The 12,915-nt window shown below is 68.8% G+C and carries 15 protein-coding genes and 1 tRNA gene; 11 read left to right on the plus strand and 5 right to left on the minus strand.

What is annotated here, in order from left to right; genetic code table 11:
• The coding region (locus G5B31_RS21105) for a hypothetical protein (protein WP_205912031.1) at window positions 1-180 on the plus strand (180 nt) is incomplete at its 5' end.
• A 153-nt stretch (window positions 181-333) separates the two neighbouring features.
• Here G5B31_RS21105 and G5B31_RS19405 read toward each other — a convergent pair.
• Both G5B31_RS19405 and G5B31_RS19410 read right to left on the minus strand, forming a co-directional pair.
• A tRNA-Asn gene (locus G5B31_RS19405) sits at window positions 334-408 on the minus strand.
• A gap of 69 nt (window positions 409-477) precedes the next feature.
• The gene (locus G5B31_RS19410) at window positions 478-1,383 is read right to left on the minus strand and encodes an MBL fold metallo-hydrolase (RefSeq protein WP_240904503.1); all 906 of its coding nucleotides are present in this window, start codon (window positions 1,381-1,383) and stop codon (window positions 478-480) included.
• Window positions 1,384-1,399: 16 nt separating this feature from the next.
• On the opposite strand from G5B31_RS19410, the gene G5B31_RS19415 reads away from it, so the two are divergent.
• The 7 genes from G5B31_RS19415 (at window position 1,400) to G5B31_RS19445 (ending at window position 6,792) form a co-directional block, all read left to right on the plus strand.
• A complete protein-coding gene (locus tag G5B31_RS19415; RefSeq protein WP_165019865.1) occupies window positions 1,400-2,719 on the plus strand; it encodes an ATP-binding protein in 1,320 nt (439 codons plus the stop codon).
• Window positions 2,720-2,981: 262 nt separating this feature from the next.
• Window positions 2,982-3,614, plus strand: a complete 633-nt coding sequence (gene clpP / locus G5B31_RS19420) for an ATP-dependent Clp endopeptidase proteolytic subunit ClpP (RefSeq protein ID WP_165019866.1) — start codon at window positions 2,982-2,984, stop codon at window positions 3,612-3,614.
• 117 nt (window positions 3,615-3,731) lie between these two features.
• Window positions 3,732-4,997, plus strand: a complete 1,266-nt coding sequence (gene clpX, locus G5B31_RS19425) for an ATP-dependent Clp protease ATP-binding subunit ClpX (RefSeq protein WP_165019867.1) — start codon at window positions 3,732-3,734, stop codon at window positions 4,995-4,997.
• A 63-nt stretch (window positions 4,998-5,060) separates the two neighbouring features.
• Window positions 5,061-5,444 (plus strand): RidA family protein, encoded by a 384-nt coding sequence (locus tag G5B31_RS19430; RefSeq protein WP_165019868.1) that lies wholly within the window; start codon window positions 5,061-5,063, stop codon window positions 5,442-5,444.
• An 84-nt stretch (window positions 5,445-5,528) separates the two neighbouring features.
• Entirely contained in the window at window positions 5,529-5,903 is a 375-nt protein-coding gene (locus G5B31_RS19435; protein WP_165019869.1) for an NADH:ubiquinone oxidoreductase subunit NDUFA12, read from the plus strand.
• Window positions 5,903-6,370, plus strand: a complete 468-nt coding sequence (gene mlaD, locus G5B31_RS19440; protein WP_165019870.1) for an outer membrane lipid asymmetry maintenance protein MlaD — start codon at window positions 5,903-5,905, stop codon at window positions 6,368-6,370. Before G5B31_RS19435 ends, mlaD begins: the two co-directional genes overlap by 1 nt.
• Window positions 6,367-6,792, plus strand: coding sequence for a DUF2155 domain-containing protein (locus G5B31_RS19445; RefSeq protein ID WP_165019871.1), 426 nt, complete (start codon window positions 6,367-6,369; stop codon window positions 6,790-6,792). Before mlaD ends, G5B31_RS19445 begins: the two co-directional genes overlap by 4 nt.
• Here the strand turns inward: G5B31_RS19445 and aat are convergent.
• The 3 genes from aat to accB form a co-directional block, all read right to left on the minus strand.
• Window positions 6,732-7,373, minus strand: a complete 642-nt coding sequence (gene aat, locus G5B31_RS19450) for a leucyl/phenylalanyl-tRNA--protein transferase (RefSeq protein WP_240904505.1) — start codon at window positions 7,371-7,373, stop codon at window positions 6,732-6,734. The genes G5B31_RS19445 and aat overlap by 61 nt on opposite strands.
• A gap of 91 nt (window positions 7,374-7,464) precedes the next feature.
• Window positions 7,465-8,811: an acetyl-CoA carboxylase biotin carboxylase subunit gene (gene accC / locus G5B31_RS19455; RefSeq protein ID WP_165019873.1), complete on the minus strand. Its 1,347-nt coding sequence runs from the start codon at window positions 8,809-8,811 to the stop codon at window positions 7,465-7,467.
• A 12-nt stretch (window positions 8,812-8,823) separates the two neighbouring features.
• The gene (accB, locus tag G5B31_RS19460; RefSeq protein ID WP_165019874.1) at window positions 8,824-9,318 is read right to left on the minus strand and encodes an acetyl-CoA carboxylase biotin carboxyl carrier protein; all 495 of its coding nucleotides are present in this window, start codon (window positions 9,316-9,318) and stop codon (window positions 8,824-8,826) included.
• A 218-nt stretch (window positions 9,319-9,536) separates the two neighbouring features.
• Between accB and G5B31_RS19465 the strand changes: the two genes are divergently transcribed.
• From G5B31_RS19465 to preA, 3 genes are all read left to right on the plus strand, one after another.
• Window positions 9,537-10,856, plus strand: a complete 1,320-nt coding sequence (locus tag G5B31_RS19465; protein WP_165019875.1) for an NAD(P)-dependent oxidoreductase — start codon at window positions 9,537-9,539, stop codon at window positions 10,854-10,856.
• A gap of 66 nt (window positions 10,857-10,922) precedes the next feature.
• Window positions 10,923-11,456 carry a DedA family protein gene (locus tag G5B31_RS19470; RefSeq protein WP_165019876.1) on the plus strand — a complete coding sequence of 178 codons (534 nt, stop codon included), beginning with the start codon at window positions 10,923-10,925 and terminating at the stop codon, window positions 11,454-11,456.
• A gap of 63 nt (window positions 11,457-11,519) precedes the next feature.
• A complete protein-coding gene (gene preA, locus G5B31_RS19475) occupies window positions 11,520-12,821 on the plus strand; it encodes an NAD-dependent dihydropyrimidine dehydrogenase subunit PreA (protein ID WP_165019877.1) in 1,302 nt (433 codons plus the stop codon).
• Window positions 12,822-12,915 lie beyond the last annotated feature (94 nt).

Here is a 12,915-nt window from a genome sequence, read left to right on the forward strand (position 1 = left end):
CGGAAGCGTCGCGGCTGTAGGTTTGCGCGCGCCAAGCACGATTTCATAACGGCGGAAGTAGCGGCTAAATTTTTCGAGAAACATGTGACCCCCATTTCGCCCGACACTACGGCGGAGGCTTCAACCGATCAAGCGGCCAGCGGTGGCGAATGCGGTGAATACGTAAAGGGCTTACAGTGACGGCTTCGAAGTGGCGTGTTCGCGGCGCAAGCTGTTCACGTTCGCGTGATCGCCTGCGGCCCGATCCAGCGCCAGCTAGGCGCTAGAAATCCGTGTATAGGATGTTAGTAGGGTTCATGTGCTGCCAATTTTCCCAATGAAATCAAAGGGTATTGGCTCCGGCGGTAGGGATCGAACCTACGACCAATTGATTAACAGTCAACTGCTCTACCGCTGAGCTACGCCGGAACACGGGGGCCGTATAGCAAGGGTGTCGGGGGGCGGCAAGGGGCAAATGGGGGAATTTCTCGGGGGCGGTCAGGGGCGGGACCAGAGGGCGTCGGGGCCGGGGAAGGGGTCGGCCAGCGCCAGGTTTTGCTCCGCAAGATCAATCAGATGCGCCAGCGCGTTGCGGCGGGCGGCGGGCAGCAGCGCAGGCGAGAGGTCGCGGTAGACCCGGGCCGTCACCTCGTCCAGTGTGGAAGGACCCGCGGCCAGCGCCTCGGCCACCTGCGCCTCCCGCCCGCGGCGGTGGGCGGTCAGATCGGCCAGCCGCGCCGCCGGGTCCTCCACCGGATCGCCGTGTGCGGGCAGCATCAGCTGCCACTCCGCCCGCGCCAGCCGCTCCAGCGAGGCCATGTAGGCGCCCATGTCGCCGTCCGGGGGCGAGACCAGGCTGGGCGCCCAGCCCATGACATGGTCGCCGGAGAACAGCACCTCCTCCCAGGCGAAGCAGAGATGGCTGCCCAGATGGCCGGGCGTATGCACCGCCCGCAGCGCCCAGTCCGGGCCGCGGATTACCTCGCCGTCGGCCAGCTTGCGGTCGGGGGCGAAGGCAAGGTCCAGCCCCTCGCCGCCGCTGTGCAGCCCGGCCGCCACCAGCCGCCGCATCGCCGGGCTGCGGCTGTCCTGCGCGCCGCCGAAGGCCATGAGCGGCGCGCCGGTCGCCCGGGCCAGCGCGGGGGCCAGGCCGGAATGGTCCAGATGGGCATGGGTGACCAGGATGGCCGCCACCCGCTCCCTGGGCTCCAGCGCCGCCAGCACGGCCTGCAGGTGCGACTCCAGCGCCGGCCCCGGATCGATCACCGCCACCTCGCCGGAGCCGACGATGTCGGTCCAGGTCCCCGGCCCGGTCATCGGCGAGGGGTTCTGCGCCAGAACCCGCCGCAACCGGCCGGGCAGGGCGGTCCCGCCCCCGGCAGGCTTTCCAATCGCCCCGGTCATGGCTAGCCTTCCCCCCATGGTCCTGAAACGCTTCCTTCCGCGCGGTCTTTACGGGCGCGCCGCCCTGATCCTGATCGTCCCCATCGTCACCATCCAGCTGGTGGTGTCCATGGCCTTCATCCAGCGCCATTACGAAGGGGTGACCCGGCAGATGACGCAGGGGGTGGCGATGGAACTGGCGCTGGTGTTGCAGGAATTCGACAAGGGCGCCACGGCCGGGGAGGCGCTGGCCCGCGCCCGGGTGGTGGCCGAGCCGCTGGAGGTGGCGCTGACCCTGCCGCCTGGGCCGGAGGCGCCCGCGGAGGACCGGGCCGGCCGCTTCGACGTGGCGGGCAAGACCATCGTCGCCACCCTGCACGATGCGCTGCCGCGGCTGATCGCCGCCGATGTCACCGACCCCGGCCGCATCGCCCGGCTGCGGATCGACACCGCGCTCGGCCCCGTGCAGGCGGATGTGTCGCGGCGGCGGATGGGGGCGTCGAACCCGCACCAGCTGCTGGTGCTGATGATCCTGACCTCGGTGCTGATGACGGTGATCGCCTATCTGTTCCTGCGCAACCAGCTGCGGCCGATCACCCGGCTGGCCGAGGCGGCCGAGGCCTTCGGCAAGGGCCAGCGCATCGTCTACCGCCCGCGCGGCGCGCTGGAGGTGCGGGCGGCCGGCGCGGCCTTCATCGACATGCGGGCGCGGATCGAGCGGCAGATCGAGCAGCGCACCCTCTTGCTGTCCGGCGTCAGCCACGACCTGCGCACGCCGCTGACCCGGCTGCGGCTGGGTCTGTCGCTGCTGCCCGAGGACGAGGAGACCCGGGCCCTGATGCAGGACGTGGCGCAGATGGAGCGGATGGTGGACGAGTTCCTGTCCTTCGCCCGCGGCGATGCGATGGAAGAGATGGAGCAGGCCGACGCGCAGGCGCTGGTCGCGCGCGTGGTCGAGGATGTCCGGCGCGGCGGCGGCGCGGTCGCGCTGGCAGGCGTGGAGGGCGAGCCGGGGCCGGTCCGGCTGCGGCCCCATGCGGTGGCCCGCGCGGTGGAGAACCTGATCGGCAATGCCCTGCGCCACGGCCGCCGGGCCGAGGTCCGGCTGGTCTTCACCGACCGCTCGCTGCGCATCTTCGTCGAGGACGACGGGCCGGGCATCCCGGCCGAGCGGCGCGAAGAGGCGATGCGCCCCTTCACCCGGCTGGACGCCGAGCGGGACCCCAACCGGGGCGGCGGCGTCGGCTTGGGCCTCTCCATCGCCGCCGATGTGGCGCGCAACCACGGCGGCGGGCTCTATCTCGGCGACAGCGAGACGCTCGGCGGGCTGAAGGCCGAACTGGTGCTGGCGCGCTGACCGGGCGGGGTGCCTCGCGGCCGGCCGCCGGAGGGGCCTGCGCAGCCCCTCCGGACCTCCCCGCGGGATATTTATGGACAGATGAAAGGGGCAGCAGAGAGGGTGCCCTGCAGGCTGCGGGAGGGCCTTGCGGGCAATGCGCAAAGCGGGGTCGCGTGCCCTCGCCGGAGGACCTGCCCTTGCGGCCCCCGTCCCGCGCCACTAAGACTCTGGAAACTCTCCGCCGATAACCCGACAGCGCGAATGATGAGGCAGGCCCCCGATGCGTGATCCGATCGACACCTACATGAACACCCTGGTCCCCATGGTCGTGGAACAGACCAGCCGGGGCGAACGCGCCTATGACATCTTCTCGCGCCTGTTGAAGGAGCGGATCATCTTCCTCGCCGGCCCGGTGCACGACGGCATGTCGTCGCTGATCTGCGCGCAGCTGCTGTTCCTGGAGGCGGAGAATCCGTCCAAGGAAATCTCGATGTATATCAACAGCCCCGGCGGCGTGGTCACCTCGGGCCTGTCGATCTACGACACCATGCAATACATCAAGCCGAAGGTGTCGACGCTGGTCATCGGCCAGGCGGCCAGCATGGGCAGCCTGCTGCTGACCGCGGGCGAGAAGGGGATGCGCTTCTCGCTGCCGAACAGCCGGGTGATGGTCCACCAGCCCTCGGGCGGCTACCAGGGCCAGGCCACCGACATCATGATCCACGCGCAGGAGACGCTGAAGCTGAAGCGCCGCCTGAACGAGATCTATGTCAAACACACCGGCCAGACCTATGAAACGGTCGAGGCCGCGCTGGAGCGCGACAATTTCATGTCCGCCGAGGATGCCAAGGCCTGGGGCCTGATCGACGAGATCCTGGCCGACCGCGGCAAGATGGACGACTCGTCGAAGTGACCTTTCGCCCCCGCGGGCCGGCGGGCCGGCGGGGGCGTTTTCGGATTGTGGAGGTCCGGGCCTTGGCCTAGACTTCCCCCCAGGGCGCCGGAAAGGGCGCAAGGCAAAGGGAAACGGATGGCGACGAACTCCGGCAGCGACAGCAAGAACACGCTCTACTGTTCTTTCTGCGGCAAGAGCCAGCATGAGGTCCGCAAGCTGATCGCGGGGCCGACCGTGTTCATCTGCGATGAATGCGTGGAACTCTGCATGGACATCATCCGCGAGGAGACCAAGACCTCGGGTCTGAAATCCTCGGACGGCGTGCCCACCCCGCGCGAGATCTGCAAGGTGCTGGACGATTACGTCATCGGCCAGTTCCACGCCAAGCGCGTGCTCTCGGTGGCGGTGCACAACCACTACAAGCGGCTGAATCATTCCTCGAAGCAGGACATCGAACTGTCGAAGTCCAACATCCTGCTGATCGGCCCGACCGGCACCGGCAAGACCCTGCTGGCGCAGACGCTGGCCCGCATCCTGGACGTGCCCTTCACCATGGCGGATGCGACGACGCTGACCGAGGCCGGCTATGTCGGCGAGGATGTCGAGAACATCATCCTCAAGCTGCTGCAAGCCAGCGAATACAACGTCGAACGGGCGCAGCGCGGCATCGTCTACATCGACGAGGTCGACAAGATCACCCGCAAGTCCGACAATCCCTCTATCACGCGGGATGTGTCGGGCGAAGGGGTGCAGCAGGCGCTCCTGAAGATCATGGAGGGCACCGTTGCCTCCGTCCCGCCGCAGGGCGGGCGCAAGCATCCGCAGCAGGAATTCCTGCAGGTGGACACCACCAACATCCTCTTCATCTGCGGCGGCGCCTTCGCCGGGCTGGAGAAGATCATCGCGCAGCGCGGCAAGGGCAGCGGCATCGGCTTCAAGGCCGACGTGAAGGACCCCGATGCCCGCGGCGTGGGCGAACTCTTCCGCGAGTTGGAGCCCGAGGACCTGCTGAAATTCGGCCTGATCCCGGAATTCGTCGGCCGCCTGCCGGTCATCGCCACGCTGGAAGACCTGGACGAGGCCGCGCTGGTCACCATCCTGACCGAGCCGAAGAACGCCCTGGTCAAGCAATACCAGCGCCTGTTCGAGATCGAGGGCGTGAAGCTGACCTTCACCCCCGACGCCCTGACCGCCATCGCCAAGCGCGCGATCAAGCGCAAGACCGGCGCCCGCGGCCTGCGCTCGATCATGGAGGACATCCTCCTTGACACCATGTTCGAGCTGCCGGGGATGGGCAATGTCTCCGAGGTGGTGGTCAACGAGGAATCGGTGAACGCCGGAGCCAAGCCGCTCTTGGTCCATACCGAGCCGAAGAAGAAGGAACCCGCGGCGGCGGGGTGATCCCGCAGCCCGCGTGCCCTGACGCCGCCCCGCCCGGGCGGCGTTTTCCGTTGGAGGCGAGCCATGACCATCCGCCGCATCACTACTGGGTCCACCTGGGAGCCGAAGATCGGCTATGCCCGCGCCGTGGTGGCCGGGGGATGGGTGCATGTCTCCGGCACCACCGGCACCGACCATGCCACCGGCAGCATTCCCGAAAGCGTCACCGACCAATGCGCGCTGGCGCTGGAGATCATCGGCGCCGCGCTAAACCGGGCCGGCGCCGGCTTCGCCGATGTGGTCCGCGTCCATTACATCCTGCCCGACCGGGCGGATTTCGAGCCCTGCTGGCCGCTCCTCTTCGCCGCCTTCGGCGCCAACCCGCCCGCCGCGACGATGATCGAGGCCGGGCTGATCGACCCGCGCCACCGGATCGAGATCGAGGTGACGGCGCTGCTGCCCGGCTGATCGCAGAAACCCGCCCGCGGCCCTGCGCCCACTGGACCTTCGCCGCGCAATCGGCGATACCGGGGCCAACGAACGGAGGCCCCGATGTATTTCCTCAAGCGCCTGCTGACCTGGTGGAACAGCCAGACCATCGGCACCCAGCTGTTCACCGCCCGCAAGGGCCGGAAGGTGGGCGAGGACGACCAGGGCAACGCCTATTACCAGACCGCCGACGGCAAGCGTCGCTGGGTGATCTTCAAGGGCGAGATGGAGGCCAGCCGCGTGCCGCCCGACTGGCACGGCTGGCTGCACCACACCTGGGACGAGCCGCCGACCAAGGCGCCGCTGCGGCACAAGCCCTGGGAAAAGCCGCATGTCGAGAACCTCTCGGGCACCGAGCTGGCCTATGCGCCCCCGGGCTCGATCCGCCGCAGCCAGCCGGTCGAGCGGCGGGATTACGAGGCGTGGCAGCCCGAGTGATGGCCGGCACCCGCGCAGAGATCGCCGCCGGCGCCGCCGTGCTGGCCGTGGCCGCGGCCTTCGCCGTCTATGCGGCGAAGGGGGCGGGCCTGACCGGCGGCGGCGACAGCTACCCGCTGACCGCCAGCTTCCGCGCGGTGGACGGCATCTCCGCCGGCTCGGACGTGCGGCTGGCCGGGCTGAAGGTCGGCACCATCTCGTCCTTGAAGCTGAACCCCGAGACCTTCATGGCCGATGCGGTGATCGACCTGCGCGCCGACATCCGCCTGCCCACCGACAGCGCCATCCTGATCTCCTCCGAGGGGCTGCTCGGCGGCAATTTCGTCGAGATCGTCCCCGGCGGCGCGCTGGAGAACCTGGAGCCGGGGCAGGAGATCGAGGACACCCAAGGGTCGGTCTCGCTGGTCTCGCTGTTGATGAAATTCGTCGGCGGCAAGGCCGACGAGGACGAGGCGCCGGCGCCATGAAGCCGCTGGCGCTGGTCCCCGCACTGGCTCTGCTGCTGGCGGCGGCGCCCGCCGCGGCCCAGGATTTCGCCGATGCCCCCGGCGGCGTGCTGCGCTGGCTGGACAAGCTGACCGGCCAGACCGGCGACATGGAACTGTCGCGCGGGCAGTCGGCCTCGAACGGGCGGCTGACGATCCAGCTGGACGCCTGCCGCTACCCCGCCGACAACCCGGCCGCCGATGCGCAGGCGCATCTGACGGTGATGGACTCGACCCGGGCCGAGCCGGTGTTCTCCGGCTGGATGCTGGCCTCCAGCCCCGCGCTGTCGGCGATGGACCATCCGCGCTACGATGTCTGGGTGCTGCGCTGCGTGGTGCCGGGCTATGCCCCGCCCGAGGCGGAAGAGACCCCCGACAGCACCGAGGAGGCCGAGGGCGAATAACCCTCCGGCTCGAACCGGGCGGGCAGGGCGATCGCCTCGGCCAGCCGCCGGTGATACTCCGCCCGCGGAATCTCCACCGCGCCGAGGCTGGCCAGATGCGGGGTCAGGAACTGGGTGTCGAACAGCCGGAAGCCGCCCGCCCGCAGCCGGTGGACCAGGAAGGCCAGCGCCACCTTCGACCCGCTGCTTTCGGCCGAGAACATCGATTCGCCGAAGAAGGCCGCGCCGAGGGTGACGCCATAGACCCCGCCCGCCAGCCGGTCGCCGCACCAGACCTCAAGGCTGTGGGCATGGCCCTGCCGGTGCAACTCCAGATAGGCGCTGCGGATCGCCGGGTTGATCCAGGTCTCCTCGCGCGCGGCGCAGGCGTCCACCACCGCCTCGAAGGCGGTGTCGGTTCGGACAGCGCAATTCCAGCGCCGGATCAGCCGGGCGAGGCTGCGGGAGATGTGGAAATCGTCCAGGGGGAAGATGCCGCGGCGACGCGGGTCGATCCAGTGCACCTGCGGGTCGGCGCGGCCCTGGGCCATCGGGAAAATCCCCATGGCATAGGCCTGCAGCAGGAGGTCGGGGTCCAGCATCGGGGTCAAGGCCAAGATCCTTGCAAGGATCTTGGCAAATTTCTTTCAAGAAATTTGCCGGCGGCACGGCCGCAACCGCACCGCCCGGGCGTCAGCCGTAGGTCGCGGCCAGCCACTTTTCCAGCCAGTGGATCGAGTAATCGCCCTTCTGGATATCGGGCTCTTCCAAGAGCCCGCGGAACAGCGGCACCGTGGTGTCCACACCGTCGACGATCAACTCGCCCAAGGCGCGCGACAGCCGGGCCAGCGCCTCGTCGCGGTCGCGGCCGTGGACGATCAGCTTGCCGATCAGCGAATCGTAATAGGGCGGGATGCGGTAGCCGTCGTAGAGCGCCGAATCCATCCGCACCCCGAGGCCGCCGGGCGCGTGGTATTGCGTCACCCGGCCGGGGCAGGGGGCGAAGTTGGGCAGCTTCTCGGCGTTGATCCGCACCTCGATGGCATGGCCCTGCACCTGCAGGTCCTCCTGCTCGAAGGACAGCGGCAGGCCCGCCGCCACCCGGATCTGCTCGCGCACCAGATCGACGCCGAAGATGTATTCGGTGACCGGGTGCTCCACCTGAAGCCGGGTGTTCATCTCGATGAAGTAGAACTCGCCGTCCTCGAACAGGAATTCGATGGTGCCGGCGCCGATATAGGCGATCTTCGCCACCGCCTCGGCGCAGATGGTGCCGATCCGGGCGCGCATCTCCGGCGTGATCGCGGGCCCGGGGGCCTCCTCGAACACCTTCTGGTGCCGGCGCTGCAGGGAACAGTCGCGCTCGCCCAGATGCACCGCCTTGCCCTTGCCGTCGCCGAAGACCTGGATCTCGATGTGGCGCGGCCGCTGCAGGTATTTCTCGATATAGACCTCGTCGTTGCCGAAGGCGGCCTTGGCCTCGCTGCGCGCGGTGCGGAAGGCGATCTCCAGCTCTTCGGGCGATTTCGCCACCTTCATGCCGCGGCCGCCGCCGCCGGCGGTGGCCTTGATGATCACCGGATAGCCGATGCCCTCGGCCACGGTCTTCGCGGTCTCGACATCCGCCACCCCGCCGTCCGAGCCGGGAACCACCGGAATCCCCAGCGATTTCGCGGTGTCCTTGGCGGTGATCTTGTCGCCCATGATGCGGATATGCTCCGCCGAGGGGCCGATGAAGGTGATGCCGTGGTCCTCCAGCGCCTGCGCGAAGGCGGCGTTCTCGGACAGGAAGCCATAGCCCGGATGCACCGCCTGCGCCCCGGTGATCTCGCAGGCCGAGATGATCGCGGCCTTGTTGAGATAGCTTTCCGAAGACGGCGCCGGGCCGATGCAGACCGATTCATCCGCCATCCGCACATGCATGGCGTCGGCATCGGCGGTGGAATGCACCGCCACCGATTTGATCCCCATCTCGCGGGCGGCGCGGATCACCCGCAGGGCGATCTCGCCCCGGTTGGCGATCAGGATTTTCTCGAACATCGCCCCGCGCCCTTATTCGATGATCATCAGCGGAGCGCCGAATTCGACCGGGGCGCCGTCGTCGACCAGGATGCGTTTCACCGTCCCGGCCTTCGGCGCCGGGATGTGGTTCATCGTCTTCATCGCCTCGATGATCAGCACGGTCTGGCCCTCGGCCACGGTGGCGCCCACGGTCACGAAGGGGGTCGCGCCGGGTTCCGCCGCCAGATAGGCGGTGCCGACCATGGGCGAGGTCACCGCGCCCGGGTGCTGGCTGGGGTCTTCCGCCGCCGCCGGGGCTGCCGCGGGCGCCGCCGCTGCCGCAGGGGCCGCCGCCGCGGGGGCGTGATGCACCGGCGCCGGGGCCGCCGCCTGCACCACCGTCACCTGCTTCACCACGCGGACCTCCAGGCTGTCGTCCTCGCCGTATTCGCGTTTCACCGACAGCTCGGTCAGCTCGTTCTTGTTCAGCAGCTCGGCCAGGGCCGAGATGAAGGCGACGTCCGCGTCGGGGGAATGTTTGCTCATGCCGTCCTCTGTTTGGCTTTTACTGCCGGGTCTTGGCGCTGAACGCTTATAGGCCAGCCCGGCAGGGGTGAAAAGCGCCCATTCCGGAGGCAGGGGCGGCGGACGGCCCGAAACTTTCGCACCGCGCCAAAATTTACCGTTTGATAAAATTTCGGACCTGTGAGACGATTCGCCGGAAGCAAGCCATCAGAGCAAGCCCCAGGGAGGCGATACGCCAAATGCCGAACAGCCCGCTGACGCCAGGCATCGTGCCGGCGCGTCTTTCCGCCGAAGCCCTCGCCCGCAATTTCGCCGACCACGAGCCGCCCTTCGACCTGCACGAGGCGCGGGTGGCCGCCGACCGCTGCTATTTCTGCCACGATGCGCCCTGCATGGCGGCCTGCCCGACCACCATCGACATCCCCCTCTTCATCCGCCAGATCGCCACCGGCACCCCCGAGGCGGCAGCGAAGACGATCTGGAGCCAGAACATCCTCGGCGGCATCTGCGCCCGCGTCTGCCCGACCGAGACCCTTTGCGAGGAAGCCTGCGTGCGGGAGGCGGCGGAAGGCAAGCCGGTCGAGATCGGCCGGCTGCAGCGCTTCGCCACCGACACCGCCATGGCGAAAGAGGTGCATCCCTTCTCCCGATCCCCCTCGACCGGGAAGAGGGTTGCCGTGGTGGGCGCGGGTCCGGCTGGTCTGGCCTGCGCCCACCGTCTGGCGATGAAGGGCCACGAGGTCACGGTGTTCGAGCGCCGCCCCAAGGCCGGGGGGCTGAACGAATACGGCATCGCCTCCTACAAGGCGACCGGCGGCTTCGCCGCGCACGAGGTGGACTGGCTGTTGTCCATCGGCGGCATCACCCTGCGGACCGGGGTGGAGCTGGGCCGCGACATCACGCTCGACGCGCTGCGCGGGGAATATGACGCGGTGTTCCTGGGGTTGGGACTGCAAGGCGTCAACGCCCTTCGGGCCGAGGGCGAGGAGAAGGAGGGCGTCCGCAACGCCGTCGACTTCATCGCCGAGCTGCGGCAGGCGCCGGACCTGGGCGCGCTTCCGGTCGGCCGCGACGTGGTGGTGATCGGCGGCGGCATGACCGCGGTCGATGCCGCGGTGCAGTCGAAGCTCCTGGGCGCCGAGAACGTCACCATCGTCTATCGCCGCGGGCAGGACAGAATGTCGGCCTCCACCCACGAGCAGGACCATGCGGTGCAGGCGGGCGTGCGGATCATCCACAACGCCGCCCCCTTGCGGGTGCTGGGCAACGGCCGGGTGGAGGCGGTGGAATTCGCCTATACCGAGGACGGGCCGGGCGGGCTGACCCTTCTGCCCGAGACCTTCCGGCTGAAGGCGGATCAGGTGTTCAAGGCCATCGGCCAGACCCTGACCGGCGCGCCGGACGGCATCCGGCCGGAAGGCGGCAAGATCGCGCTGACCCCGGCCAAGGTCTGGGCCGGCGGCGACTGCCGGGCGGGCGGCGAGGACCTGACCGTCACCGCCGTCGCTGAGGGCCGCGATGCCGCCGAGGCGATCCACGCCCATCTCACGGCCGCCTGATGGGCGCGGTTTGCCCTTGCCCCCGGGCGGCTGCCGCGCCAAACCGGGCGCGGGCAAGGGGGCGGGATGGACGCGATCGCGGAGTTCTTCATCGGCTGGATCGAGCGCAACCAGGCTTGGCTGCCGCTGATCATGCTGGTCTTCGCCGCGGCCGAGACCACCGCCTTCCTGTCGATCCTGGTCCCCTCCACCGCCGTCCTGGTCGCCGTGGGGGCGATGGCGGCCACCGGAGCGGTGCCGTTCTGGCCGCTCTGGGCCGGGGCGGCGGCGGGGTCGCTGATCGGGTCGACCTTCAGCTACTGGCTCGGCCGCCGCTACGGCCGCACGGTGCTGGAGATGCGGCCCTTGTCGCGCCATCCCGAGATGGTGGAGAAGGCCCGGGCCGCCTTCGTGAAATACGGCCCGGCCACGGTGCTGGTCGGCCATTACCTGACGGTGCTGCGGCCGGTGGTCTTCCTGCTGGCCGGCATGACCGGGATGCGGCTGCGGCGGTTCATGTTCTGGAACCTGCTCGGCTGCGCCTCCTGGGCGTATCTGATCCCCAAGCTCGGCCAGTTCGGCGGCGACATCCTCGGCTGGCTCTGGTCCTTCTTCGCCTGACCGTCCCCGGACGGCCCCTCCGCCCCGCATCCCCTCTCCCAGCTTGTCGCAAGGAGGCCCGTGATGGCTGACCTCACCTCGAATTTCATCGGCATCAAGTCCCCCAACCCGTTCTGGCTGGCCTCGGCGCCGCCGACCGACAAGCAATACAACGTCGAGCGCGCCTTCGAGGCCGGCTGGGGCGGCGTGGTCTGGAAGACCCTCGGCGCCGAGGGGCCGCCCATCGTCAACGTCTCGGGCCCGCGCTACGGCGCGATCTGGGGGGCGGACCGGCGGCTTCTCGGCCTGAACAACATCGAGCTGATCACCGACCGGCCGCTGGAGGTGAACCTGCGCGAGATCAAGGAGGTCAAGCGCAAGTGGCGCGACCGGGCGCTGGTGATCAGCCTGATGGTCCCCTGCGAAGAGGATTACTGGAAGGCCATCCTCAAGGCCATTGAGGACACCGAGGCCGACGGGGTGGAGCTGAACTTCGGTTGCCCGCACGGCATGGCCGAACGCGGCATGGGCAGCGCCGTGGGGCAGGTGCCGGAATATATCGAGATGGTCACCCGCTGGGTGAAGCAGTATTCCCGGATGCCCTGCATCGTGAAGCTGACACCCAACGTCACCTCGATCCTGCCGCCCGCCATGGCGGCCAACCGGGGCGGGGCGGATGCGGTCAGCCTGATCAACACCATCAAGTCGATCACCAATGTCGACCTCGACAATTTCTCGCCCTTCCCGATGATCGATGGCAAAGGGAGCCACGGCGGCTATTGCGGCCCGGCGGTGAAGCCGATCGCGCTGAACATGGTGGGCGAAATCGCGCGCCATGAAGAGACGCGGGGCCTGCCGATCTCGGGCATCGGCGGGGTGACGACCTGGCGCGACGCGGCCGAGTTCCTGGCGATGGGAGCGGGCAACGTGCAGGTTTGCACCGCGGCGATGACCTATGGCTTCAAGGTGGTGCAGGAGATGATCACCGGCCTGTCGCAATACCTGGACGAAAAGCAGATGCGGCTGGACCAACTGGTCGGCCGGGCGGTGCCGAACTTCGTCGAATGGCAGCACCTGAACCTGAACTACGTCACCAAGGCGCAGATCAACCAGGAGGAATGCATCAAGTGCGGCCGCTGCTATGCCGCCTGCGAGGACACCAGCCACCAGGCCATCGCCATGTCGCCCGAGCGGGTGTTCTCGGTGAAGGACGAGGACTGCGTGGCCTGCAACCTCTGCGTCAACGTCTGCCCGGTGGAGAACTGCATCACCATGGTGCCGATGGCGAAAGGCGCGCTGGACCCCCGCACCGGCCGCCCGGTCGGCGATTTCGCCGACTGGACCACGCATCCGAACAACCCGATGGCGGTGCAGGCGGCGGAATAGCCGCCGCGCCGTCGGGCGGGGCCGTCTGGGGCTGCCCACTATCTACGACCGGCTGCCTCGGGGCAGGAAAAGGCGAGGCACTGCCTCGCCCCCG

Origin of the sequence: Rhodobacter sp. SGA-6-6 (assembly GCF_011043545.1) — a bacterium.
Classification (GTDB): Bacteria; Pseudomonadota; Alphaproteobacteria; order Rhodobacterales; family Rhodobacteraceae; genus Pseudogemmobacter.

Excerpts from the sequence above, each read along its gene's own strand:
- aat (WP_240904505.1), bottom strand. The coding sequence starts at position 7,373 with ATGCTGGACCCCGACCTCCTGCTGCAGGCCTATGCCATGGGGATTTTC.
- G5B31_RS19445 (WP_165019871.1), top strand. The coding sequence starts at position 6,367 with ATGAAGCCGCTGGCGCTGGTCCCCGCACTGGCTCTGCTGCTGGCGGCG.
- G5B31_RS19415 (WP_165019865.1), top strand. The coding sequence starts at position 1,400 with ATGGTCCTGAAACGCTTCCTTCCGCGCGGTCTTTACGGGCGCGCCGCC.
- G5B31_RS19470 (WP_165019876.1), top strand. The coding sequence starts at position 10,923 with ATGGACGCGATCGCGGAGTTCTTCATCGGCTGGATCGAGCGCAACCAG.
- G5B31_RS19465 (WP_165019875.1), top strand. The coding sequence starts at position 9,537 with ATGCCGAACAGCCCGCTGACGCCAGGCATCGTGCCGGCGCGTCTTTCC.
- mlaD (WP_165019870.1), top strand. The coding sequence starts at position 5,903 with ATGGCCGGCACCCGCGCAGAGATCGCCGCCGGCGCCGCCGTGCTGGCC.
- accC (WP_165019873.1), bottom strand. The coding sequence starts at position 8,811 with ATGTTCGAGAAAATCCTGATCGCCAACCGGGGCGAGATCGCCCTGCGG.
- G5B31_RS19430 (WP_165019868.1), top strand. The coding sequence starts at position 5,061 with ATGACCATCCGCCGCATCACTACTGGGTCCACCTGGGAGCCGAAGATC.
- accB (WP_165019874.1), bottom strand. The coding sequence starts at position 9,318 with ATGAGCAAACATTCCCCCGACGCGGACGTCGCCTTCATCTCGGCCCTG.
- clpX (WP_165019867.1), top strand. The coding sequence starts at position 3,732 with ATGGCGACGAACTCCGGCAGCGACAGCAAGAACACGCTCTACTGTTCT.
- G5B31_RS19410 (WP_240904503.1), bottom strand. The coding sequence starts at position 1,383 with ATGACCGGGGCGATTGGAAAGCCTGCCGGGGGCGGGACCGCCCTGCCC.
- G5B31_RS19435 (WP_165019869.1), top strand. The coding sequence starts at position 5,529 with ATGTATTTCCTCAAGCGCCTGCTGACCTGGTGGAACAGCCAGACCATC.
- preA (WP_165019877.1), top strand. The coding sequence starts at position 11,520 with ATGGCTGACCTCACCTCGAATTTCATCGGCATCAAGTCCCCCAACCCG.
- clpP (WP_165019866.1), top strand. The coding sequence starts at position 2,982 with ATGCGTGATCCGATCGACACCTACATGAACACCCTGGTCCCCATGGTC.